Origin of the sequence: Pseudohoeflea suaedae, from assembly GCF_004354915.1 — a bacterium.
In the GTDB taxonomy this organism is placed as follows: Bacteria; Pseudomonadota; Alphaproteobacteria; order Rhizobiales; family Rhizobiaceae; genus Pseudohoeflea; species Pseudohoeflea suaedae.
Genome location: NZ_SMSI01000001.1, coordinates 340,609 through 364,190 on the forward strand (window position 1 = coordinate 340,609; position 23,582 = coordinate 364,190).

The window sequence follows — 23,582 nt, forward strand, 5'->3', positions numbered from 1 at the left end:
GATATGTCATCGCACTCATATAAGAAGTCGTTTACGGCCTGTCAGCCCTTGCGTGGCTTGGCTCGTCGCGTGGGTGTGGCATCGGCCGGATTTTCCGGCCATTCGTGCTTGGGATAACGTCCGCGCATCTCCGCGCGCACATCGGCCCAGGATCCTTTCCAGAAGCCCGGCAGGTCGCGGGTCGTCTGGATCGGCCGGTGGGCGGGCGACAGCAATTCGAGCAACAGCGGCACGCGCCCGCCGACGATCGCCGGATGGGTGGTCTCGCCGAAGAGCTCCTGCACGCGGATTGCCAGAACCGGCTCGTCGCCATCATAGCGGATCGGCACGTTCGAGCCGGTGGGCGCCTCGTAATGGGTCGGTGCGAGGCGATCGATTTCGCCGGCCAGCGCATAGCCCACGCGCGCCTTCAAGGCTTCGTAAAGTGTATCCGCTCCTACCCTGCGGACATTGGTCATTCCGGCAAGGAACGGACCCAGCCAGTCGTCGATCTCCGCGGCAAGGGCCGCATCGCTCATGTCCGGCCAGTCGTTGCCCGCCGTTCGTCGCAGGAAGCCTACCCGTTCGCGCAGGTGCTCGCTGGCCTTGGAGAAGGGCAGTTGCGACATGCCCGTCTGGCGCAGCCCTTCGCAAAGCGCTGCCTGAATTCTTCCGGGTTCCGGCTTCTCGATAGGCTTCTGCGACAGGACGATCGCGCCGAGCCGCCGTGTCTTGCGGGCCCGGACGCCACCGCTTTCGGCATCGAAACGGTAGTCGTCGGTCTCCTCGGCCCGCGACAGGGTTTCCTCGAGATCCCTGCCGCCCAGTTCTGCCGCCGCAAGCACGCGGGACCGCGCCGCCCGTCCGGTGAGATCGGCGACGACGATGTACTCGGCGCCCGCCAGCCGGTCCGTTTCCTCGATTTCGCAGCCGCGTCCATTGGCCATGACGAACCGTCCTCGCCCGCCGCGCTGCCGGGCAATCCGGTCGGGGAAGGCGATGGCGAGATGGGCGCCCGCCAGGTCTCCCTGGGAACTTCCGCGTTCCCGGCCTCCGCTCATGCGGGCAGCGAGCGATCGTGCCGCCCTGGCCCGGGGCGAGCCGTCGCGCAGGAACCGCGCGAGCCGGTCGTCGAGATCGATCGAACGGCCGCCGAGGCCCTGCTCGGTCAGCAGCACCGCAATCGCGGCGGCCACGAAGGCGTCCCCGGTTTCGCGGGCTTCCGCCACCATCGCCGCAAGCCGCGGTGGCAGCGGCAGGGCGCGCATTACATGACCGCGCGGGGTAATGCGGCCGGTTTCGTCGAGCGCGCCGAGAGAGGCAAGCAGCTTGCGCGCTTCCGTTATCGCGGCATCCGGCGGCGGATCGATGAATTTCAGGTCGCGCGGATCACCCACGCCCCAGGCGGCGCAATCGAGCACCAGGCCGGACAGATCGGACGACAGGATCTGTGCCTCGGCGAAGGCGGGCAGGGCAGCGGTCTGTCCGGGATGCCAGAGCCGCACGGCGATGCCCGGCGCGGTCCGTCCCGCGCGGCCGGCTCGCTGGTCGGCGGAGGCGCGGGAGGCGCGCACGGTTTCGAGCCGCGTGATCCCCGTATCGGGTTCGAGCACCGGCTGCCGCACGAGCCCGGAATCGATGACGATCCTCACGCCGTCGATGGTGATCGAGCTTTCGGCCACCGGCGTTGCGAGCACCACCTTGCGGGTGCCCTCGGCGGCGGGCCGGATCGCCTGGTCCTGCTCTTCGCCGGAGAGCCCGCCAAAAATCGGATGCACCTGTGTGCCGGGCCCCAGCATTGTGCCCAGCTGCTCGGCAGTCCGAAGAATTTCGCCCTGTCCTGGCAGGAAGGCGAGGATCGAGCCGTCTTCCTCGCCATGGAGCCGGCGAATGGTGCGGACCATCGTCTCCTCGATGCGTTCGCCGCCCGGGCGGTCGGCATGGCGGATGTCGACCTCGAATGCGCGGCCCGCGCTTTCGATCACGGCGTCGGTATCCATCAGCCCGGCCACACGCTCGACATCGAGTGTCGCCGACATGACGAGAATGCGCAGCTCGTCACGCAGCCCGGCCTGGATATCGAGGGCCAGCGCCAGCCCGAAATCGGCTTCCAGCGCGCGCTCGTGAAACTCGTCGAAGATCACGCACGAAATGCCCGCGAGTTCGGGGTCGTCCAGCGCCATGCGGGTGAAGACGCCTTCTGTCACCACCTCGATCCGGGTCTTTGCCGATACCCGGTTGTCGAGACGCATCCGGTAGCCGACGGTATCGCCTGCCGTCTCGCCGATCATCGCCGCCATCCGCCGCGCGGCCGCGCGCGCCGCCAGCCGACGCGGCTCGATCAGGATGATCTTGCCGCTGCACCAGTCCGCTTCCAGAAGATCGAGCGGCACGAGGGTGGTCTTGCCGGCGCCCGGCGGCGCGGCGAGCACGGCGCGTGTCGAGCCGGAAAGCGCCGAGCGCAGCCCGGGAAGCGCCTCGTGGACGGGGAGCGAGCTGAATTTGTCCGCAATGCTCATAAGGATCCGACCGCGATGATCCGGCCGTTGGCAGCCTCCGCGTCCGCGCCGTCATGGGTGACGAGGATGACCGGCAATCTCGCGGCGCGGGCATGGTCGAACACCATCTCGCGCACCTGCCCGCGCAAGGCGCTGTCGAGCTTGGAGAACGGCTCGTCGAGCAGCAGCAGGCGCGGTTCGGAGACCGTCACGCGCTGGAGCGCCACCCGTGCCTTCTGCCCGCCGGAGAGCGTGTCGGGATCACGGTCGCCGAAGCCGGCAAGATCGACACGTTCGAGGGCGGCGCGGGCGATGTCGCGCCGCTCATTCCGGCCCGAAATCCGTTGCGGCACGGCGATGGCGATGTTGTCGAGAACGCTCAGATGCGGAAACAGGAGCGGATCCTGGAACAGGATACCGGCATGCCGCGCTTCGGCCGGCAGGGACGTCAGCTCGGTGTCTCCGGACAGGATCCGGCCGCTGGCCTCGAACACCGGATCGAGGAAGCCTGCAACACAGGCGATCAGCGTGGATTTTCCCGATCCGGACGGCCCCATGACGGTCAGCACCTCGCCCGGCGCGATCGTGGCGTCGACCGCAATGAGCTCGCGCCCCTCAAGCGAAATAGAAATGTTCTCGAGCCTCAGCCCGGTCGCCCTGTCCATGGTCGCTCCGATCAGACGCGCAAGCCGCGCCGGTTGCGGAATAGCAAGCCGGGTAAAGCCGTGGCAATCGCGAATGCGAGGAATGGCAGTATCGTCTGCAGGAAGGCATAGACGCCGATCACCCGCCTGTTTCCGCCTGCCGAAAGCGCCACAGCCTCGCTGGTGATCGTCGTCAGCCGTCCCGCGCCGATCATCACCGTCGGCAGATATTGTCCGATGGACACCGCGAAGCCAACGGCGAACGCGGTCAGGATGGCGCGGGAGAGCATCGGCAGTCGTATGCGAAACACCGTGCGCATGCGACCCATGCCAAGCCCGGCCGCTATCGTTTCGTAGCGTCGGTCATAGCTGCGCCAGGGGTCGGACAGCGACAGGAATACGTAAGGCAGGACGAACACAAGATGGGCGATCACCATGCCGGACAGGCTGCCGTCGAGGCCGCCGAGAATGGCGCAATACTGCATGCCGAAGAGGAACGAGATCTGCGGCACGATCAGCGGCAGATAGAGAAGCATCAGCGCCCGGGTGCCGCCGCTATTGCGTGTCTCGTTCTCGCGTTCGAGGCAGAGAAGGGTGAGCAGGACGGCCAGACCGGCGGACAGTGTCGCGACCGCAAGCGTCACGGTCAGCGGTTCGACCAGCCGGGGAACGGCGCGCATCCAGGAGCGTCCGGTGAGGCTCGATGGCAGCGCGTCGGGAAACTGCCAGAGGCCCGCGACGGACCAGACCGCCAGTATCAGGATCCCGGCGACGATGGTCAGTGCGGCAAGGGCCACGCCGCCGAGCCCGAGGCTTCGGGCCGCGCCGTCACGAGCGAGCCGCCGTCCGCGGTCACGGAATGCGGCAACGAGAACGCCGCCGAGCCGCTCCAGGCCGAGCCAGATCATGATGGCAGCGAGCGTGGTCAGGAGCTGCAGGACCGCACCGGCCGACGCCAGGTACCGCATGGAAAGATCCGGATCGTTCATCCATTCGATCAGCCGCACCGGCAGGGTGGCCGGAAGCTGCGGGCCGAGAATGAGCGCGACGTCGACCACCGAGGTCGCATAGGCCAGCACGGCCAGAACCGCGAGCCGGATCTGCCGGTAGAGCGACGGCCAGACCAGATAGGTGAAGCTCGCCACCCGCCCGTAACCCAGCGACCGGCCGAGCCGCATGCTATCGGCATGAGGAACCTGCGGCAGGGCCGCAAGGGTCACGAGGAAGAGAAACGGGATCTCCTTCACCACCAGCCCGGCAATCATCGACAGTCCCATGGAATCGTGGATGATGAAGAGATCGGGCGGCCGCGACCAGCCGGTGAGCCAGGGCGAGACGAGCCGCACGATCTCGCCGGATGGCGCGATCAGGAAGGCGAGACCGAAGGCGGTCGCGGCATGGGGCACGGCAAGAAGCGGCGCGAGCAGCCGCCGCATGAGGCCGAACAGCCTGCCGCCCAGATGTCCGCCGACGAACAGCATCAGCAGCAGAAGTGAGATCAGCGTGGTCACCAGCCCCGTGACGAGGCTGAGCCCGACCGAGCGCCAGATGCCCGGAACATCGGTCAGGTCCGCGAAATGGGAAAGGGTGAATGTCATGCCGCCGAGGCCGGGCAAATAGCCGAAGGCGGGCAGCAGCGTGCCGAGGAAGCCGAACAGGATCGGTCCGACGAGTACGGCGATGGTCAGCGCGGGGGCATGACGGGTGAGGGGGCCGAAACCGGCCCCCGTCTCAATTCCCGGTGTCGTGCCTTGCACGGTCAGTTCGCGGCACCGTAGCGCCGCAGCCATTCGCCTTCGATATGTTCCATCCAGCTCGGATGCGGCTCGTCGAGCGCAGGCCCCAGCTCATCGGGGCGCAGCGTGGCGATGCCGAGATCGAGGGCTTCGAACCTTGCGCGGTCGGCGGCATCGAGCTTGTCCATCGAAAGCACCGTCGGGTCGCCCCAGATCGCCGGGTCCTGCTTGCGCGCCTGCGCTTCGGGCGAGATCAGGAAATTGGCCAGGACGAGCGCGCCGGCCTTGGCCGAGGCGTTGTAGGGAATGGCGACGAAATGGGTATTGCCCAGCGTGCCGCCGGAAAAGGTGAAGGAGCGCACGGTATCGGGCAGTTCGCCCGCCGCAATCCCGGAAGAGGCTTCCGACGGATTGAAGGCGAAGATGATGTCGAGCTCACCGTCTGCGAGCTTCTGCTTCATGTCCGGATAGTTCTGCGGAAATGCCTTGCCGCCGCGCCAGAGAAGCGGGTTGAGCTTGTCGAGATAGGCAAACAACGGTGCCGTATCGGCTTCGAAGGTTGCTTCATCGACCGGCTTCAACAGCTTCGACTTGTCGTCGATCACTTCGATCAGGACCTGCTTGAGGAAGGAGGAGCCGATGAAATCCGGCGGCTGCGGGTAGGAAAACCGGCCCGGATTCTCCTCGGCCCATGCCAGGAGATCCTCGGCCGAATCCGGCAGGCCGTCGCTATCGGTGCGCGCGGTGTCGTAGAAGAACACCAGCTTCGCGCCGCCCCAGGGGCTTTCCAGCCCGTCCGTGGCAATGGTGAAATCGGTCAGGATCGTCGGCTTGTTCTCGTAGTCGATATATTGCCAGTTCGGAAGTTTCGTCGTCCAGTCGGGCGACAGCAGCAGGCCCTGCCGCTTCATCGAGGCGAAATTCTCGCCATTGATCCAGATGAGGTCGACGGAGCCGCCCTCGTCTTTCCCGGCGGTCTTTTCGGCCAGCACCTTGGCAACCGCATTGGCGGTATCGTCGAGTTTCACGTGAACCACCGTCACGCCGTACTGTTCGACCATCTGCGCGCCGGCCCATTCGAGATAGGCGTTGATGTTCTCCGAGCCGCCCCAGGCGTTGAAATAGACGGTCTGGCCCCTGGCGGCCTCGGTCACCGATTGCCAGTCGGAGGGATCGGGCTCGGCGGCCGTGGCAGCCGTTGCCCAGGCAAGGCCCGCGGCGAGCGTCGCGCTCAGGAGGCAGGTGTGAATACGCATGAAGAGCCCTCGTCCCGTTGTGATCCTGGCGCGATTGACAACACGGCGCGGGCTCCGGGTCAACGAAGCCGCCTCTCATCATTTCTCACATTGCGGTGATTCAGGCAGGTGATTGCGGGCGCAACCCGGCATGGATTGCCATCCGCGCCGCTGGAACATCCGCTGTGCGAATGCGGGAAAGCCGGGGGACCGACGAGGGGCATTTGCCGGTCCCCGACTCCCATTGGCGTGCGGCGTCGCCAATTTTGAATAAAGCCGGCTCAGCCGCCGCGGCGCCACATCGTGACAGGCGTGCCGTCGGCAAGGGTGCCCGAGAAGTAGTTGATCCCGTCGCGATTGAGCTTCACGAGAACGGTCTTCCGGTCGGAGGCGAGTATGGCGAGCGGCGCGTCATACCCGGTGAATGTGTGGCCGAGAGACCAGCGCGCCGCCTGGGCGAGGAACGGCGACTGGCAGCTCTCGGCCGTCAGCTTGCCGGCCTTCGAACTCTCCATCTTGAGGTTCGTGCCCGAGCTGATGGAAATGGTGCAGCCGCAATCCGGGCGCCCGTCGGTGATCGCCCATTCGCCCTTCAGGTCCTGCTCGGTGCGGATCTGGTCGGAGGCTATGCCCTGTGCGACGGCGCCGCCGAGCGGGCCGGCTATGGCGCCTCCCAGCATGGAAATGGAGTTGCGCGCCACATTGCGCTTGAGGTTGTTGCCGATGCCGTTCTTGACGAAGTCGCCGCCCTTGGCGGGTTTCGGCGGCGGCCCGGAAATCGGACGGGCGCAATAGCCCGATTGCGTCTCGACCGCCTGCCCTTCGGCGATTGCCTGCGCGGTCGTAGCCGGCTGCGGTGCGGCGGCCATGCCGGCCTGGGTCGTGGCGGATGATTGGGTGGTGGGCGCCGACTGGCAGCCAGCCAGCAGCGCCAGCGCGCCAAGTGCACACACGGCCTTGTTCGTCATGTCGTTTCTACCCCTCTGTCGTCCGTGTTTCGGACGTGGGGAAATCAGATCATGACTACGAACGCATTTTGATCACCCGATCGGGTGATTTTCGCCGTTCAAATCCGTTTTTCCGGCTCGAAAGCGGCCGGGGCCGAGTGGATCAGTGCGCCTCGTCCCAGTTTCCGGCCGCCCGCGCATCGACCTTCAGCGGCACCTTCATGGAGACTGCCGGCATCGCGGCGTTCTCCATCACCGAGACGATGACCGGCATCGCCTTCTCGGCTTCCTCCTTCGACGTCTCGAAGATCAGTTCGTCGTGGACCTGAAGCAGCATGCGTGCGTTGAGCTTCGCATCGGTGAGCGCCTGTTCCATCCGGGTCATCGCCCGGCGGATGATGTCCGCGGCGGAACCCTGGATCGGCGCGTTGATGGCAGCGCGCTCGTTGAAGGCGCGGACCTGCGGGTTGGACGAGCGGATTTCGGGATAATGTGCCCGGCGGCCGAAGATCGTCTCCACATAGCCGGTCTCGCGCGCCTGCGCCTTGGCCGCGTCCATGTAGTCGCGGATGCCGGGAAAGCGCTCGAAATATTTCTTGATGTAGTCGCTGGCTTCCGACCGCTCGATGCCGAGCTGGTTGGCGAGCCCGAAGGCCGAGATGCCGTAGATGATGCCGAAATTGATGGCCTTCGCCCGGCGGCGTACCTCGGACGGCATGCCTTCAACCGGCACGTCGAACATTTCGGATGCCGTCATGGCGTGGATGTCGATCCCGTCCGCAAAGGCCTGGGTGAGTTGCGGAATGTCGGCGACGTGGGCAAGGACCCGGAGCTCGATCTGCGAGTAGTCGGCCGAGATCAGCACGTTGCCGGGCTCGGCGATGAACGCGGTCCGGATCTTCCGGCCTTCCAGCGTGCGGACCGGAATGTTCTGCAGGTTCGGTTCCGACGAGGACAGGCGACCCGTCGATGTGGCCGCCATCGCAAAGGATGTGTGCACCCGCCTGGTTTCGGGGTGGATGTAACCCGGCAGGGCGTCCGTATAGGTGGATTTGAGCTTCGTCATCTGCCGCCAGTCGACGATGCGGCGGGGCAGCTCATGGCCTGCGGCGGCAAGGTCTTCGAGCACCTGCGCGGAGGTGGACCACTGGCCGGATTTGGTCTTCGAGCCACCCGGAAGCCCCATCTTGCCGAACAGGATATCGCCCAGTTGCTTGGGTGAGCCGACGTTGAATTTTTCCTCGGCGATCTGGTGGATCTCGTCTTCGAGCGCCGCGGCGCGCTGGGCGAGTTCACCCGATAGCCGCGACAGGATCTGCCGGTCGACGGAAATGCCGTGCTCTTCCATCCGCGCCAGTACGGCCGCCAGCGGCCGCTCGAGCCGCTCATACACGGTCATCAAGCCGTCGGCCACGAGGCGCGGCTTGAAGAGGTGCCAGAGCCGGTAGGTGATATCGGCATCCTCGGCGGCATAGGCCGTGGCGCGGGGGAGATCGACCTCGGCGAACGAGATCGCCGATTTGCCGGTGCCGGTCACGTCCTTGTAGGCGATCGGCGTATGCCCGAGCCAGCGTTCCGACAGCGGATCCATGCCGTGTCCGCCGACGCCCGCATCGAGCACGTAGGACATCAGCATCGTGTCATCATAGCCGCGAATGTCGACCCCGTGCCGGCGCATGACCAGAAGATCGTACTTGATGTTCTGCCCGATCTTCAGGACCGCCTCGTCCTCGAGCAGCGCCTTGATTTCAGCAAGCGCTTCCCGCGCCGGGATCTGCCCTTCGGCCAGTCCTCCGCCCAGCAGATCGCCGGTCCCGCTGATATGGCCGATCGGCACATAGGCCGCGCGTGTCGACAGCTTGCCCGCATCCGGCGAGCCGTTGGCGAGTGCGAGCGAGAAACCCACGAGTTCGGCCTGCATGGCGTCGAGCGAGGTGGTTTCGGTGTCGAAGGCCACGACACCCGATTCGCGGGCGTCGTCGCACCATTGTTTCAGCGTCGCGATGTCGGCGATCGTCAGATAGCCCGTCGTGTCGATCCTGGCGCCGGAAGCCGCTTCCGCACGACGGGTGGCGAGCGCGAAAGGCGTGTTGGCGTCGGAAGCCTTGCCGCTGCCCGCCGCCGCGGCTTCCATGTCACCCTTGTCGAGATCGGGGCCGTGGGCGTTTTCAGGCGCGTCGACTTCCACGGTCGCAGCCTCGACTTCGGCGACTTCCGTGCTCGTCGCCTCACCGACGCGGCGGGTGAGCGTGTTGAATTCCATCGCTTTCAGGAAGGAAATCAGCTTCGGCCCGTCGAGCGGGTTCATCACCAGGCTGTCGAGGCCGAGTTCCACCGGCACGTCGTCGCGCAATTTCACGAGTTCGCGCGAGATCCGCGCCTTGTCGGCGAATTCGATGATGTTTTCGCGGCGCTTGTTCTGCTTGATCTCGCCGGCGCGTTCGAGAAGCGTGTCGAGATCGCCGAATTCTTCGAGAAGCTGGGCCGCCGTCTTCGGGCCGATGCCGGGTATGCCCGGCACGTTGTCGACCGAATCGCCGGTGAGTGCCTGCAGGTCGATCATCTTCTCGGGCGGCACGCCCCATTTCTCGATGACCTCGGGAATGCCGATCTGCTTGTCCTTCATGCTGTCATACATGGCGACCTTGTCGCCGACGAGCTGCATGAGGTCCTTGTCGGACGACACGATGGTGACGTCGCCGCCGGCTTCCCTGGCGAGCCTGGCATAGGTCGCGATCAGGTCGTCGGCCTCGAAGCCTTCCGTTTCGATGCAGGGCAGGTCGAAGGCGCGTGTGGCTTCGCGGATCACCGAGAACTGCGGCACCAGATCCTCGGGCGGCGCCGAGCGGTTGGCCTTGTATTCGGGATAGAGCTCGTTGCGGAACGTCTTCGACGAATAGTCGAAGATCACCGCGAAATGGGTAGGCGTGACGCCGACCGACGTGTCGCGCGCCTCCGAAACCAGCTTCCAGAGCATGTTGCAGAAGCCGGCCACGGCACCGACGGGCAGGCCGTCGGATTTGCGGGTCAGCGGAGGAAGTGCGTGATAGGCGCGGAAGATGTAGCCGGACCCGTCGACGAGAAAGAGATGATCACCCTGTTTCATGCCGAGAGGATTAGCCCGCCCTCCGGGCAAGGTCCAGTTGTCTTTCGCCCCGCGCGGGATCGTCCACCGCCGAAGCCGGATCGTGCTGACGAGGGGTGTCAGTTGCGCGCGAGGATACGCCCCACCAGTGAAGGCAGCAGTTTGTCGAGCAGCAGGACCTTGCGGGAAAGTCCCGGCGATGACCGGATCGCCCCGCTCGACGCCGTCGCGGATCGCGTGTGCCATCTGGCTGGCGGAGAGCTTGTTGCGGCCGCGGCCGACGGTCATGCCTGTGTCGACAAGCGGCGGCACGGCTTCGATGATGGCGATCCCGCTTCCCCTGAACTGGGTCCTGAGGCTTTGGGTGAAGGAAAAGAGACCCGCCTTGCTGGCGGAATAGACGGGCGCCGAGGGTTTCGGGTGGCGCGAGACCAGCGAGGTCACATTGACGATCGCGCCGCCCGGTTTCGCCATCACCGGCGCGAGGCCCTGAACGAGCATGAGCGGAGCGGTAAGATTGAGCGCGATTTCGGCGGTCAGGAGGTCAGGATCGGCGGCTTTCTTCCCCGGCACGGCCGAGAAATCCATCTCACGCTGGACGCCTGCATTGTTGATCAGCACATCGACCGGCCGGGCCAGTGACCGGATGTGGGTTATTACCCGGCCAATGTCATCCGGCGTCGTGAGATCTGCGGCAAAACCCGTGATCCGTCGGTGGGCGACCATGCCGGGTCGGCGCGAGATGGCGAGTACGTCACAGCCCGCTTCGGCATAAGATTGCGTCAACGCGGCGCCGATGCCCCGGCTTGCGCCGGTGATGACGATCAATGGGCGTTCATCGGTCATGCTGTGTTCCCCTGCGTTTCGGGAGGAAGGACGCGGTTCGGGAAGAATGAGCGGGCAGAGCTCGGAAGTATTGAAGCATCGCGCCGGGCGCCTTGGCGCGATTATTCAATGCAACTCGGTCGATCTAAGGCAGTATGCAGTCATAACGACCCTCACATGAGAGCGCCCGATGGCCGATTTCGCCAACTCGAACATTGTCGCCATGCTCTATCGCGTGGCTGCCCGGACCGATCCGGCCCTTGTTGCGGGCTTGCCGATGGTCGATGCGAATAGCGCAGGCACAGTACATGGCGGGCTCAAGCGCGAACTCGTCGGCCGCATAATCGAGCTCCACGGACCGCATCTCCTCTTCCGCGTGGGGGATGATCTCGCCGCTTTTGCCGATAGTCCCATCCTGCAGGTTTTTCTGCGCTCGCCCGATGCCCTAGTTCTGGCCGAAAAATGGATGCGGCTGGAGCGGTTTCACCATGCTTCGAACCGGACGCATATCGTGGCCAGCCCGACGAGTTGGGTCTGCACCCGTTATGCCTCGGAGCGGAAGCCGGGTTTCGGCGAGAATTGCGTGATAGCCGGTTTCTTTATCGGTCTTTTGAAGCTCGTTGGCGCCGGCGGCGTGGTCCTCGAAGCTGGCGGCCGGGTTGTCGATGTCGGAAGTGCTGACGATTGGTCCCGCCAGAACGATTTTTCGGGATTTACGCTGCGCTGGGCGGATTTCGTTCCGGTTCAGGATGACGGTGCGAGGGACGACCGGTCAGTCGTCGCAGGTTCGGTCCTCGAGCGCCTTCAATCCCTGGTTGCGGAAGATGTCGCCCGCGGCTGGCGAATCGCAGATGCAGCTAATCGGTTGGCGCTGTCTCCGCGCAGCCTCCAGCGCCATCTTTCGAGCAGGAATCGCAGCTTTTCCTCGGTCGTCAGGCAGGCGCGGGTGGCCGAGGCGGCACGGCTCCTGTGCTCAACCCGGCTCGCTCTCGCTGAAATCGCATTCTGTTGCGGCTACGCCGATCAGGCTCATTTCCAACGTGATTTCCGAAGGGTTACCAATATTACCCCCAAAATACACAGGGACATGACCCTGCAATCAGCGCGGGTGGGCGAAAGCCATGCGGAAACGCGGTCAACAGGCGAGATCGGCAACCTGCCTGCTGTATGATCTGTGGCCGAAAACACCGGCGCACGAGGCGGTTAGGGACACCGGGCCATTTCTGGCCCGCAAGAATGAGGGGCATAGATCGACCTCACGCTCATGTTACCAATTTGTAATCGAAGCGGCTGGTTGCGGTCCTTGAATTGCCACATTGCAAGTGCCAAATCCTGTTCATCGGCACAGAAAAAGCCGCAAGTCTGGAAAATAGACGGCCCGTCCCCCGCCGTATCCAGACTTTCCGGGCCAAGGTCTCCGCCCCCCTTTGACCTTGGTCCGCTGATACGCCGCCACAGCCCGCCCCCTCCGGCTGTGGCGGCATTCTTTTGCCCGCGACATTCGTTTGCATCGCTTGCCCGCTCCGATCTTGCGCGCCGTGTCGGATTGCCGATCCGGGCGAGCGGCCATTGCCGCCGGCGCTTGCTTCACCTATGTCTCCCGCAGTTATTTCCGGGAGTATTCCATGACCGACCATTCAGCCGTCATCGCCCAGGCCGACCAGGGCCTCGAAGCGAGCCTTGAACGCCTTTTCGAACTTCTGCGTATTCCGTCCATTTCCACCGATCCGGCCTACAAGGCCGAGTGCCGCAAGGCTGCCCAGTGGCTGGTCGAGGAGCTCGACTCGCTCGGTTTCGAAGCCAGCCTGCGCGATACGCCGGGCCACCCGATGGTCGTCGCCCACTCCACGGAAGCCGGCGAAGACGCGCCGCACGTGCTCTTTTACGGTCACTACGACGTTCAGCCTGTCGACCCGCTGGAAGAATGGACCACGCCGCCCTTCGAACCCTCCATCGTCACCGGCGCCGACCAGACCGGCAACATCACCGGTCGCGGGTCCGCCGACGACAAGGGGCAGCTGATGACATTCGTCGAAGCCTGCCGCGCCTACCGGGCCGCGGGCGAGAAACTGCCATGCCGGGTCACCATCCTGTTCGAGGGCGAGGAGGAATCCGGTTCGCCTTCGCTCAAGCCATTCCTCGAGGCCCATGCCGAGGAGTTGAAGGCGGATTGCGCGCTGGTCTGCGATACCAATATGTGGGACCGCGAGACGCCCGCCATCTCCACCGGCCTGCGTGGCCGCGTCGGCGAGGAAATCGTCATCACCGCTGCCGATCGCGACCTCCATTCGGGCTATTTCGGTGGCGCTGCCGCAAACCCGCTGCACATTCTGAGCGACATTCTCGCCGGCCTCCACGACGAAAACGGCAAGGTGACGCTCGATGGCTTCTATGACGGTGTCGAGGAAACGCCTGCCGAGGTGCTGAAGATGTGGGAAGGTCTCGGCCAGACTGCGGAAAAATTCCTCGGCGAAGTCGGGCTGGCGGTTCCCTCCGGCGAGAAGGGCCGTTCGATCCTCGAACAGACCTGGGCGCGTCCGACCGCCGAAGTCAACGGAATGATCGGCGGTTACACCGGGGCGGGCTTCAAGACCGTGATCGCCGCCAAGGCGTCGGCCAAGGTTTCCTTCCGCCTCGTCGGCAAGCAGGATCCCGATGCCATTCGCGAGAGCTTCCGCGCCTATGCGAGATCGAAGGTGCCGTCGGATTGCTCCGTCGAGTTCCAGCCGCATGGCGCATCGCCTGCAATCCAGCTTCCCTATGATTCGCCTCTTCTGGCGACCGCGAAAGAGGCTCTCTCGGAAGAATGGCCGAAGCCCGCCGTGCTCATCGGCATGGGCGGATCGATCCCCGTCGTCGGCGATTTCCAGGACATGCTCGGCATGGATTCGTTGCTGATCGGTTTCGGCCTTTCCGACGACCGGATCCATTCGCCGAATGAGAAATATTCCATGACCTCGTTCCACCGCGGTATCCGCTCCTGGATCCGTATCCTGGCGGCGCTGGCTGCGAAAAAAGCTGCCGCCTGAGACATGTCGCCGGTCAATTGTCCTTAACGGTGCCTTAAACCGGCCCGATTAGGGTGTTTCGCACGCATACACCCTAATCACGGACGAGCGGCCGGCTTCATGGCGCGAAAGAAAACGACTGGCGAACGCATCGAGCCTTCCTTCGAGGAGGAGCGCGGCGCAACCAAACGACGAACCGTTTCCGATGAGCGGGTCACGTCGGGCGGTCAGCCGCGCAAACGCGCCAAGTCGACCAAACCGGCCGCCGGCAGGTCGAAGAAGAAGGCGCGCCGCAACACCGGCGGGCGCTCGCGGCTGGTCAGCTTCATCCGCAAGAGCTTCTACTGGGCCTTCGTGCTCGGCATCTGGGTGGCGATCGGCGTCACCGGCATCGTCGCCTACTACGCCGCGCGCATGCCGAGTGCTTCGACCTGGGCCATCCCCGACCGGCCGCCGAATGTGCGAATCGTGTCGGTCAACGGCGACTTGATGGCCAATCGCGGCGTCACCGGCGGCGAAGCAGTGTCGCTGTCGGAAATGTCGCCCTACATTCCCGAAGCCGTCATGGCGATCGAGGATCGCCGCTTCTACTATCATTTCGGTTTCGATCCGATCGGCTTCACGCGCGCGGTCGTCACCAACCTGCTCTCCGGTCACACGATCCAGGGCGGTTCGACCATTACCCAGCAGCTTGCCAAGAACCTCTTCCTGTCGCCCGATCGCACCATCGAGCGAAAGGTCCAGGAAGTGCTGCTCGCCTTCTGGCTCGAGCACAAGTTCACCAAGGACCAGATCCTGTCGATGTATCTCAACCGGGTCTATTTCGGGTCCGGTGCCTACGGCGTGGAAGCAGCCTCCCGCCGTTATTTCAACAAGTCGGCCCGGGATGTGACCCTGTCGGAAGCCGCTCTTCTCGCCGGCCTCCTCAAGGCGCCCTCCCGTCTTTCCCCGGCGCGCGATCCGGAAGCCGCGGAAGAGCGTTCGCAGGTGGTGCTGGGCGCCATGCGCGATGCCGGCTTCGTCACGGATTCCGAAATCACCACCGCGCTGACCGCTCCCACCGTCCGCGCCAAGAGCTACTGGACCGGGTCGGAAAACTACGTCGCCGACTACATCATGCAGAAACTGCCGGATCTTGTCGGCGGGGAGATACAGCAGGATCTGGTGGTCGATACCACGATCGATCCCGGCCTGCAGCGTGATGCGGAAACGGCCATCCGCGACGAGCTGGCCGAGAAGGGCAAGAAATCCGGCGTCAGCGAAGGCGCCCTTGTCGCCATCGACGGCACCGGTGCGATTCGCGCCATGATCGGCGGCCGAAATTATGCCGATAGCCAGTACAACCGGGCAGCCCTGGCCAAGCGCCAGCCCGGCTCGGCCTTCAAGCCATTCGTCTATGCCGCCGCCATGGAGCAGGGCCGCACGCCCTTGTCGGTGCGCAACGATGCGCCGGTGAAGATCGGCAAATGGACGCCGGAGAATTACGACAACACCTATCGTGGCGAGGTCACGCTCGCGACCGCGCTCGAAAAGTCGCTCAACACGATCGCGGCGCAGATGGTGATGGAAGTCGGCCCGCAGAACGTGGTCAAGATGGCGCACAGGCTCGGCATCGAATCGCCTCTGAAGGCCAACGCCTCCATCGCCCTCGGGACATCCGAAGTCACGCTTACCGAACTCACGGCAGCCTATGCGCCCTTCATGAACGGCGGATGGAAAGCCACCCCGCATGTGATCAAGCGCGTCTCGACGCTCGACGGCAAGGTGCTGTTCGAAAACACCTACGAGAACCCGCCCCGCGTCATCCGGCCCGAAGTGGCCCAGATGATGAACCAGATGCTCGTCGGCGTCATCGATAACGGCACCGGCAAGCGGGCGAAACTCGATGGCTGGCAGGCCGCCGGCAAGACCGGCACCACCCAGTCCTACCGCGACGCGCTGTTTGTCGGATACACGGCCAATCTGGCCGCGGGCGTCTGGTTCGGCAACGATGACGGCACCCCGATGAAGAACGTCACCGGTGGCGGGCTGCCGGCTGAAACCTGGCACGCCTTCATGGCGGCCGCGCATAAAGGGCTGGCACCGTCGCCGCTGCCTTATTATTCGCCGCTGCCGCCGGTCACCGTCGGATCCGACGGTGAAGCGATCGCCGGCAATCTCGAGGGCGGCTTCCCGCCCCCTCCGGTGCCGGAACAGACAGGCTCGACAAGTGCGGGCGGGCCTGTGCCGCCTGCTGCCATTGGCGGCGGCGGTCAGCCGCGGGGCGACAGGCGCACCACGCTTCTCGACCTCATCCTTGGAAACTGACACCCTCTGAACGCCATTTCTGAGCAATGCGGACCCAAAACTCCGTATTTGCTGCATAAAAAGCGTGGTTTCGTCGCTTGCACACCGCCGGACCCCTTCTTATATACGCCGCATCGCTGCGGTGCGGCTTTTCAAGGAGCCTGTACCGCGCACCGGAACGCCGGCAACAGTCTGTCCGGCAGAAGCAATGATGTCTCAATAGGGGCTGCAATCGGGAACGCCTCAACCGGGTCCCGGCGGCTCGCTGGAAGGAGAAAATGTATGGCTAAGGTTATCGGTATCGACCTCGGAACGACCAATTCCTGCGTCGCCGTCATGGACGGCAAGGACGCCAAGGTCATCGAAAACGCGGAAGGCGCGCGCACGACCCCGTCGATGGTCGCCTTCTCCGACGATGGCGAGCGCCTCGTCGGTCAGCCGGCCAAGCGCCAGGCTGTCACCAACCCCGAAGGCACCCTCTTCGCCGTCAAGCGTCTCATCGGCCGTCGCTACGAAGACAAGGCCGTGACCAAGGACAAGGATCTCGTGCCCTACAATATCGTGCGCGCTGACAATGGCGACGCCTGGGTCGAGGCCGACGGGGAGAAATATTCGCCCTCGCAGATTTCCGCGATGGTCCTTCAGAAGATGAAGGAAACCGCCGAAGCCTATCTCGGCGAAAAGGTCGAGAAGGCCGTCATCACCGTTCCGGCCTATTTCAACGACGCCCAGCGTCAGGCCACCAAGGACGCCGGCAAGATCGCCGGTCTCGAAGTCCTGCGCATCATCAACGAGCCGACCGCCGCAGCCCTCGCCTACGGTCTCGACAAGTCGGAAGGCAAGACCATTGCCGTCTACGACCTCGGCGGCGGCACCTTCGACGTCTCGATTCTCGAAATCGGCGACGGCGTGTTCGAGGTGAAGTCGACCAACGGGGACACCTTCCTCGGCGGTGAGGACTTCGACATGCGTCTCGTCGAATACCTCGCCAACGAGTTCAAGAAGGAACAGGGTATCGACCTGAAGTCCGACAAGCTCGCTCTGCAGCGCCTCAAGGAAGCTGCCGAGAAGGCCAAGATCGAGCTGTCGTCGGCCTCGCAGACCGAAATCAACCTGCCCTTCATCACCGCCGACGCCTCGGGTCCGAAGCACCTGACCATGAAGCTGTCGCGTTCGAAGTTCGAAAGCCTTGTCGAGGATCTCGTCAAGCGCACCATCGACCCGATGAGGGCGGCCCTCAAGGATGCCGGCATCCAGCCGGGCGAAGTCGACGAAATCGTTCTCGTCGGCGGCATGACCCGCATGCCCAAGGTCCAGCAGACCGTGAAGGAATTCTTCGGCAAGGACCCGCACAAGGGTGTGAACCCGGATGAAGTGGTCGCGCTCGGCGCCGCCATCCAGGCCGGCGTTCTCCAGGGCGATGTCAAGGACGTGCTGCTTCTCGACGTCACTCCGCTGTCGCTCGGCATCGAGACGCTGGGCGGTGTCTTCACCCGTCTGATCGATCGCAACACGACGATCCCGACCAAGAAGAGCCAGACCTTCTCGACCGCTGACGACAACCAGAATGCCGTGACCATCCGGGTTTTCCAGGGTGAACGCGAGATGGCTGCCGACAACAAGATGCTCGGCCAGTTCGACCTCGTCGGCATCCCGCCCGCACCGCGCGGCGTGCCGCAGATCGAAGTGACCTTCGACATCGACGCCAACGGCATCGTCAACGTCTCGGCCAAGGACAAGGGCACCGGCAAGGAGCACCAGATCCGCATCCAGGCCTCGGGCGGCCTGTCGGACGCCGACATCGAACAGATGGTCAAGGACGCCGAAACCAACGCCGAGGCCGACAAGGAGCGCCGCGCCGTGGTGGAAGCCAGGAACCAGGCCGAAAGCCTCGTTCACTCGACCGAGAAGTCGCTTGCGGAACACGGTGACAAGGTCGGCGAAGAAGATCGCAACGCCATCACGGCCGCGATCGCCGCGCTGAAGGAAGCCACCGAAGCCTCCGAGCCGTCTGCAGAGGATATCCAGGCCAAGACTCAGACGCTCATGGAAACGTCGATGAAGCTCGGCCAGGCGATCTACGAGCAGAGCCAGGCGGAAGGTGCCGCGGAAGGCGGCGCTGAAGCCTCCGGCGATGCCGGCCAGGCTGACGACAATGTCGTCGATGCCGATTACGAAGAGGTCAAGGACGACGACGAGAAGAAGTCGGCCTGATCATTCGAGGCATTCCTATATCTTTGCACATGGGGGCCGGCAGAAATGCCGGCCCTTTTTTCGGCAAATCTTAATGCGGACCGCATCAGATTTGAGAGGCGCGGCACCCTGCGGCAGTTAACTGTGCTTGCAAACGGCGATTACGGGCCCGCGCCGAGGCTGTATCATGCAGACAGGTTGATTGGCTGGGGACATCCGGCATGAAAACGAATTACCGGATCTTCGGTGCATGGCGCCTCCTCGCGGCGATGCTCGTGATGGCGTATCATTTCAGTCATTACGCCGTGAATGCCGAAGTCGTCACGGCGTGGTTCGCGCACATGCTGCCCCTCCTCGACATGTTTTTCATCATGTCGGGCTTCCTCATTTTCGAACATTATCGGGACATGGACCTCAGCGGCCGCGGCAGTCTGCGCTTTCTTGGCAAGCGTCTCGCGCGGCTGTATCCGCTCCACATCATCACGCTCTCGATCTTCGTCGCCTTCGCTGTTCTGGTCCATCTGGGCGTCTTCCATTCGGAAGGCGCCCATACGCGATACGATCTGTCGGCCCTGCCTGCCAATCTCCTGCTGGTCCAGGCATGGGGTTTTACTGACGAGCTGACCTTCAACTATGTATCCTGGTCGCTGTCGGGCGAGTGGTTCGCCTATCTGCTGTTTCCCGCGCTGCTTCTGGTCTTCCGCCGCGCCGGTCTCGCAGGACTGCTGGCCGTGCTTCTCGCGGCGATCATCGGCCTCGAATGGTCGGACCGCAACGCCCAGATCACCGAGGATTTCTGGTATGTGACGAGGGCATGGGGCGCCTATCGCGTAGGCGCCGATTTCGTGATGGGCGCAATCCTGTGCGCGATCGTACATCGGTTTCGTGCCCCGGCAGGCTCGCAGCCGATCGCCTGGGGCACGCTCGTGCTTGTCTTCTGGGCGATGTTCGCCGATGCCGACATCTACCTCACCCTCGGGCTCTTCGCGGTTGCCATCACCTTTGCAGCCTTTGCCGACCGCACGGGCACGGACAGGACGCGCTGGCTCGAGCCGTTGATGCCGTTCGCCGCCGTGTCGTTCGGTATCTATATGTGGCACCCGGTCGTCGAGCTTTTCGCCTATTCGCTGATCTGGAAACGTCTGCTCGGCGGCGGTGACATCGTAGCCTTCTGGCTTTATATCCCGCTGCCCATGATGGCTGCCGTCGTCGTGTCGCTTGTCTCCGCCCGGTACCTCGAACGGCCGATGGGAAAGCGGATCGATCGCCTGTTCGATGCGCTTCTGGCTCCGCGCAAGGCGGCCGCACCCGGGCTCTGAGACGATCTTCCGGCGGACAAGCCCCTTCAAACCTGCCTACCCACTGGAATTGCCGGCCGCGAATGACTAAATGGTCATCAGCCCGCGCATTCGGCGCATAATGTCGCAGGGATGGCGGGACAGCGACAGACATTCACCACACCGGGCCGGATTCGAAAAGCACCGCCCGTCGACTGATCCGGCCGACGGAACGACCAAGAGAACGACGAGATATATGGCTAAGCCCGACTTTTACGAAACGCTCGGAGTATCCCGGAGCGCCGACGAAAAGGAACTGAAATCCGCGTTCCGCAAACTGGCCATGAAGTACCATCCCGATCGCAATCCCGGCGATGCGGAAGCCGAGCGCAAGTTCAAGGAAATCGGCGAGGCCTACGAGTTCCTCAAGGATCCGCAGAAGCGCGCCGCCTATGACCGTTTCGGCCATGCCGCCTTCGAACAGGGTGGCGGCGGTCCGGGCGGAATGGGCGGAGGCATGGGCGGCTTCTCCGACATTTTCGAAGATATTTTCGGCGAGATGATGGGTGGCGGGCGCTCCCGCCGTTCCGGCGGCCGCGAACGCGGCGCCGACCTGCGCTACAACATGGAAATCTCGCTCGAGGAATCCTTCTCCGGCAAGACGGCGCAGATCCGCGTACCCACCTCGATCACCTGCGACGAGTGCTCCGGTTCGGGCGCCAGGCCCGGCAGCAAGCCCACAACATGCGCCACCTGCGGCGGCAACGGCCGGGTCCGCGCGGCTCAGGGCTTCTTCTCGATCGAACGGACCTGTCCGACCTGCCACGGTCGCGGCCAGACCATTTCCGACCCGTGCCCCAAATGCGCCGGCCAGGGCCGCGTCGTCGAGGAGCGCTCGCTCTCGGTCAATATCCCCGCGGGTATCGAGGACGGCACGCGCATCCGTCTGGCCGGCGAGGGCGAGGCGGGACTGCGCGGTGGCCCCTCGGGCGATCTCTATATTTTCCTGTCGGTCAAGCCGCACGCCTTCTTCCAGCGGGAAGGGGCGGATCTGTTCTGCACGGTCCCGATCTCGATGACGACGGCGGCCCTGGGCGGCAAATTCGAAATTTCCACGATGGATGGCACCAAGTCGCGCGTCACCGTGCCCGAAGGCACCCAGCAGGGTCGGGAGATGCGCTTGCGCGGCAAGGGCATGCCGCTGCTCCGCTCCTCGCAGTTCGGTGATCTTTATGTGCGTATCGCCATCGAAACGCCGCAGAACCTGACCAAACGACAGAGGGAACTCCTGACCGAGTTCCAGGCTTTGTCCTCCAACGAGAACAATCCGGAATCCGCCGGCTTCTTCTCTCGGATGAAGGGTTTCTTCGACACGCTGACGGATTGATGTTCGTCGGGTGTCGTTAAGACAGGCAGGTGCATTCGGAGCCGGCCTGTGCAAGACTGGATAAATGCGGCGAAGGGAGACAGCATTGAAGAACAACATTTCGGACCGGTTGGTGCGCAAGTTCGACACTGAATTGAAGTTCTTCAGGGGATGGCTCGACGGGCCGAAGGCCGTTGGCGCGATCATGCCCACCTCGCAATTCGCCGCCCGCTCCATGGCAAGCGTCATCGATCCGGATTCCGGCCTTCGGGTGCTCGAACTCGGCCCCGGTACCGGCGCCATTACCCGCGCCATCCTCGAGCGCATACCGCCCGAAAAGCTGACATCCATCGAATATTCGCAGGATTTCTACGAGCATCTGCGCAATGAATATCCTGGCGTCGATATTCGCCTGGGTGATGCCTTCGACCTCGATACGACGCTCGGCGATAACGGCGAGACGCAGTTCGATTGCGTCATCTCTGCCGTGCCGCTGCTGAATTTTCCCATGGCGAAGCGGATCGCGTTCATCGACAGCCTGCTGAACCGGCTGCCCAAGGGACGCCCGGTGATCCAGATTTCCTATGGCCCGGTTTCTCCGGTCGCCATCAGGGACACGCACATCTCGTCGACCCCGCATGATTTCATTCTCCGCAACCTCCCGCCGGCAAGGCTCTGGGCCTATCGCCGGGCGCCGTTGACCTGACCGGCGAGCGACCGGTGCGGTGTTGAGCGTTCTCGCGGATATCGGCCCGAAGATCCTGGTCTTGTCCGCGGGCGGGGCGTCCGGCGCGGGCCCGACCCTTGCGCGCATCGTCTCGCGATCCCTTGCGAATGCAGATGCCGACGTGACCCATATCGCGCTGGCGGATTACCCGATGCCGCTGCTTGCATCCGGACCCGGCGGGAATGCTTCGGTTCTCCCCGACAATGCGAGGAAGATCGCGCGGCATCTCGCCATGCATGACGGCGTGCTGCTGATCTCGGGTGAGGTGAATGCCTCGCTGCCGGCTGCCGTCAAGAACATGATCGACTGGGTATCGCTGGTGCCGGGCGCGCCGTGGAACGGGCCACCGGTCGTGCTGGCCACACTGACCGGAAAGACGGGTGGTCAGACCGCGGTCGGCGATCATTTGCGAACGGTTCTGGAGGCCGCAGGCGTCCGCGACATTCCCGGCACATTCGTCTTCCGCACCGCCGAACTCGAAGCCGCGGGCGAGGGGGAGGGCATGGTTTCGATCCGGATCCGTGCCGTCACGGACATGTTGCTGCGCGCGATACCGCGTCAGCTTCCGGTATGAGTGCCCGCGTCCGGCAATTCCCTCCCGGACCGGCGAAAAACCCCATGCAAACTCTCGACTTGCCGCGTCAAAGCGGCTAACCGGTTGTGCGGATATGACGTGCGCGCCCGGGCGCCCGCGCGGCAGCACGGCTGAAGGAGAGTTTCGATGACTGACGGTGTCGCGCAATCGCTGCAGCCGGCGACAGGACAGGCGGATGACCGGCTGATCGTCGCCCTCGACCTGCCTAATGTCGCGCAAGCGCAAGACCTCGTCACCAAGCTCGGCTCTTCTGTCTCCTTCTACAAGATCGGCTACCAGCTCGCATTCGCCGGCGGCCTCGAACTGGCCCGCGATCTCAAGGCGGAAGGCAAGCACGTCTTCCTCGACATGAAACTTCTCGACATCGACAATACGGTTGCAAAGGGCGTCGAGAACGTCTGTGCGATGGGTGTCGACATGCTGACCCTCCATGCCTATCCCAAGGCGATGCGCGCTGCCGTCGAGGCCGCGCGAGGCTCGTCGCTCTGCCTCCTCGGCGTGACGGTGCTCACCTCGATGGACGAGGCCGACCTCGTTGATGCGGGATACGAGTACGACCCCTACACGCTTGTGCTGCGCCGCGCCGAACAGGCCGCAACGGCCGGCATGGGCGGCATCGTCTGCTCCGCCAACGAGGCGGCCGCCGTGCGCAAGGTGATCGGCCCTGCCATGAACATCGTCACTCCGGGCATCCGGCCCGCGGGTGCCGCAGCGGGCGACCAGAAGCGCGTCATGACGCCATCCGACGCACTTGCCGCCGGTGCCACCCATCTCGTCGTCGGCCGGCCGATTTCGGCAGCCGCCGACCCGGTTGCAGCCGCAACCGCAATCGTTACTGAAATGAACGCCTGAGCGGCAGGGAGAAGAGACATGGCCAAGGGTTACTGGATCGCGCGGATGGACACTTCCGACCCCGAGACCTACAAGCAGTATGTGGCGACCGCGACGCCGGCCTACGAGGAATACGGCGCGAAATTTCTCGTCCGTGGCGGCGAGTTCGAGGAAGTCGAGGGCAAGGCGCGCGGCCGCAACGTTGTGATCGAGTTTCCGACCTACGAGGCGGCCCTTGCGTGCTATAATTCAGACACCTATCAGAAGGCCCGGGCCATTCGCCAGAAGATCGCCATAGGCGAGGTGATCGTCGTCAAGGGTTACGAATAAGGGGCCTCTGCCCCGGCAAA

16 protein-coding genes and 1 pseudogene are annotated in these 23,582 nt (G+C 64.1%); 10 read left to right on the forward strand and 7 right to left on the reverse strand.

Annotation, left to right across the window (positions count from 1 at the left end; translation table 11 throughout):
• Positions 1-41: 41 nt before the first annotated feature.
• From hrpB to E2A64_RS18005, 7 genes and pseudogenes are all read right to left on the reverse strand, one after another.
• Positions 42-2,498: an ATP-dependent helicase HrpB gene (gene hrpB, locus E2A64_RS01630; protein ID WP_133282702.1), complete on the reverse strand. Its 2,457-nt coding sequence runs from the start codon at positions 2,496-2,498 to the stop codon at positions 42-44.
• Positions 2,495-3,142 carry an ATP-binding cassette domain-containing protein gene (locus E2A64_RS01635; RefSeq protein WP_133282703.1) on the reverse strand — a complete coding sequence of 216 codons (648 nt, stop codon included), beginning with the start codon at positions 3,140-3,142 and terminating at the stop codon, positions 2,495-2,497. The genes hrpB and E2A64_RS01635 overlap by 4 nt, the downstream gene beginning before the upstream one ends.
• A gap of 11 nt (positions 3,143-3,153) precedes the next feature.
• The gene (locus tag E2A64_RS01640) at positions 3,154-4,911 is read right to left on the reverse strand and encodes an ABC transporter permease (protein ID WP_133282704.1); all 1,758 of its coding nucleotides are present in this window, start codon (positions 4,909-4,911) and stop codon (positions 3,154-3,156) included.
• Positions 4,881-6,113: an ABC transporter substrate-binding protein gene (locus E2A64_RS01645; RefSeq protein WP_133282705.1), complete on the reverse strand. Its 1,233-nt coding sequence runs from the start codon at positions 6,111-6,113 to the stop codon at positions 4,881-4,883. The genes E2A64_RS01640 and E2A64_RS01645 overlap by 31 nt, the downstream gene beginning before the upstream one ends.
• Before the next feature lie 260 nt (positions 6,114-6,373).
• Positions 6,374-7,060, reverse strand: coding sequence for a hypothetical protein (locus E2A64_RS01650; RefSeq protein WP_133282706.1), 687 nt, complete (start codon positions 7,058-7,060; stop codon positions 6,374-6,376).
• A gap of 142 nt (positions 7,061-7,202) precedes the next feature.
• Entirely contained in the window at positions 7,203-10,412 is a 3,210-nt protein-coding gene (polA, locus tag E2A64_RS01655) for a DNA polymerase I (protein ID WP_428977460.1), read from the reverse strand.
• Positions 10,395-10,970 (reverse strand): annotated as a pseudogene (locus tag E2A64_RS18005) (SDR family NAD(P)-dependent oxidoreductase); the annotation flags it as partial. The gene polA and the pseudogene E2A64_RS18005, both read right to left, overlap by 18 nt.
• Before the next feature lie 169 nt (positions 10,971-11,139).
• Between E2A64_RS18005 and E2A64_RS01660 the strand changes: the two are divergent.
• The 10 genes from E2A64_RS01660 (at position 11,140) to E2A64_RS01705 (ending at position 23,562) form a co-directional block, all read left to right on the forward strand.
• The gene (locus E2A64_RS01660) at positions 11,140-12,120 is read left to right on the forward strand and encodes a helix-turn-helix transcriptional regulator (protein ID WP_133282708.1); all 981 of its coding nucleotides are present in this window, start codon (positions 11,140-11,142) and stop codon (positions 12,118-12,120) included.
• A gap of 454 nt (positions 12,121-12,574) precedes the next feature.
• Positions 12,575-13,978, forward strand: a complete 1,404-nt coding sequence (locus E2A64_RS01665; protein WP_133282709.1) for a M20/M25/M40 family metallo-hydrolase — start codon at positions 12,575-12,577, stop codon at positions 13,976-13,978.
• Between the two features lie 99 nt (positions 13,979-14,077).
• Entirely contained in the window at positions 14,078-16,264 is a 2,187-nt protein-coding gene (locus tag E2A64_RS01670) for a transglycosylase domain-containing protein (RefSeq protein WP_133282710.1), read from the forward strand.
• Positions 16,265-16,525: 261 nt separating this feature from the next.
• Complete coding sequence (gene dnaK / locus E2A64_RS01675) at positions 16,526-18,457, forward strand: molecular chaperone DnaK (RefSeq protein ID WP_133282711.1); 1,932 nt, start codon at positions 16,526-16,528, stop codon at positions 18,455-18,457.
• Positions 18,458-18,657: 200 nt separating this feature from the next.
• The gene (locus tag E2A64_RS01680; RefSeq protein ID WP_133282712.1) at positions 18,658-19,755 is read left to right on the forward strand and encodes an acyltransferase family protein; all 1,098 of its coding nucleotides are present in this window, start codon (positions 18,658-18,660) and stop codon (positions 19,753-19,755) included.
• Positions 19,756-19,969: 214 nt separating this feature from the next.
• Positions 19,970-21,100, forward strand: coding sequence for a molecular chaperone DnaJ (gene dnaJ, locus E2A64_RS01685; RefSeq protein WP_133282713.1), 1,131 nt, complete (start codon positions 19,970-19,972; stop codon positions 21,098-21,100).
• 85 nt (positions 21,101-21,185) lie between these two features.
• Positions 21,186-21,785, forward strand: a complete 600-nt coding sequence (pmtA, locus tag E2A64_RS01690) for a phospholipid N-methyltransferase PmtA (protein WP_244598110.1) — start codon at positions 21,186-21,188, stop codon at positions 21,783-21,785.
• A gap of 22 nt (positions 21,786-21,807) precedes the next feature.
• Positions 21,808-22,380: an NADPH-dependent FMN reductase gene (locus E2A64_RS01695; RefSeq protein WP_158285659.1), complete on the forward strand. Its 573-nt coding sequence runs from the start codon at positions 21,808-21,810 to the stop codon at positions 22,378-22,380.
• 147 nt (positions 22,381-22,527) lie between these two features.
• On the forward strand, positions 22,528-23,253 hold the full coding sequence (gene pyrF, locus E2A64_RS01700; RefSeq protein ID WP_133282716.1) for an orotidine-5'-phosphate decarboxylase: 726 nt from the start codon (positions 22,528-22,530) through the stop codon (positions 23,251-23,253).
• Between the two features lie 18 nt (positions 23,254-23,271).
• On the forward strand, positions 23,272-23,562 hold the full coding sequence (locus E2A64_RS01705; protein ID WP_133282717.1) for a DUF1330 domain-containing protein: 291 nt from the start codon (positions 23,272-23,274) through the stop codon (positions 23,560-23,562).
• Positions 23,563-23,582 lie beyond the last annotated feature (20 nt).

Bases quoted from the DNA above. Each gene is read 5' to 3' on its own strand.
- E2A64_RS01665 (WP_133282709.1), top strand. From the start codon at position 12,575: ATGACCGACCATTCAGCCGTCATCGCCCAGGCCGACCAGGGCCTCGAA.
- E2A64_RS01705 (WP_133282717.1), top strand. From the start codon at position 23,272: ATGGCCAAGGGTTACTGGATCGCGCGGATGGACACTTCCGACCCCGAG.
- E2A64_RS01670 (WP_133282710.1), top strand. From the start codon at position 14,078: ATGGCGCGAAAGAAAACGACTGGCGAACGCATCGAGCCTTCCTTCGAG.
- dnaK (WP_133282711.1), top strand. From the start codon at position 16,526: ATGGCTAAGGTTATCGGTATCGACCTCGGAACGACCAATTCCTGCGTC.
- hrpB (WP_133282702.1), bottom strand. From the start codon at position 2,498: ATGAGCATTGCGGACAAATTCAGCTCGCTCCCCGTCCACGAGGCGCTT.
- pyrF (WP_133282716.1), top strand. From the start codon at position 22,528: ATGACTGACGGTGTCGCGCAATCGCTGCAGCCGGCGACAGGACAGGCG.
- E2A64_RS01640 (WP_133282704.1), bottom strand. From the start codon at position 4,911: ATGGCTGCGGCGCTACGGTGCCGCGAACTGACCGTGCAAGGCACGACA.
- dnaJ (WP_133282713.1), top strand. From the start codon at position 19,970: ATGGCTAAGCCCGACTTTTACGAAACGCTCGGAGTATCCCGGAGCGCC.
- E2A64_RS01645 (WP_133282705.1), bottom strand. From the start codon at position 6,113: ATGCGTATTCACACCTGCCTCCTGAGCGCGACGCTCGCCGCGGGCCTT.
- E2A64_RS01650 (WP_133282706.1), bottom strand. From the start codon at position 7,060: ATGACGAACAAGGCCGTGTGTGCACTTGGCGCGCTGGCGCTGCTGGCT.
- polA (WP_428977460.1), bottom strand. From the start codon at position 10,412: ATGACCGTCGGCCGCGGCCGCAACAAGCTCTCCGCCAGCCAGATGGCA.
- E2A64_RS01680 (WP_133282712.1), top strand. From the start codon at position 18,658: ATGAAAACGAATTACCGGATCTTCGGTGCATGGCGCCTCCTCGCGGCG.
- E2A64_RS01660 (WP_133282708.1), top strand. From the start codon at position 11,140: ATGGCCGATTTCGCCAACTCGAACATTGTCGCCATGCTCTATCGCGTG.
- E2A64_RS01635 (WP_133282703.1), bottom strand. From the start codon at position 3,142: ATGGACAGGGCGACCGGGCTGAGGCTCGAGAACATTTCTATTTCGCTT.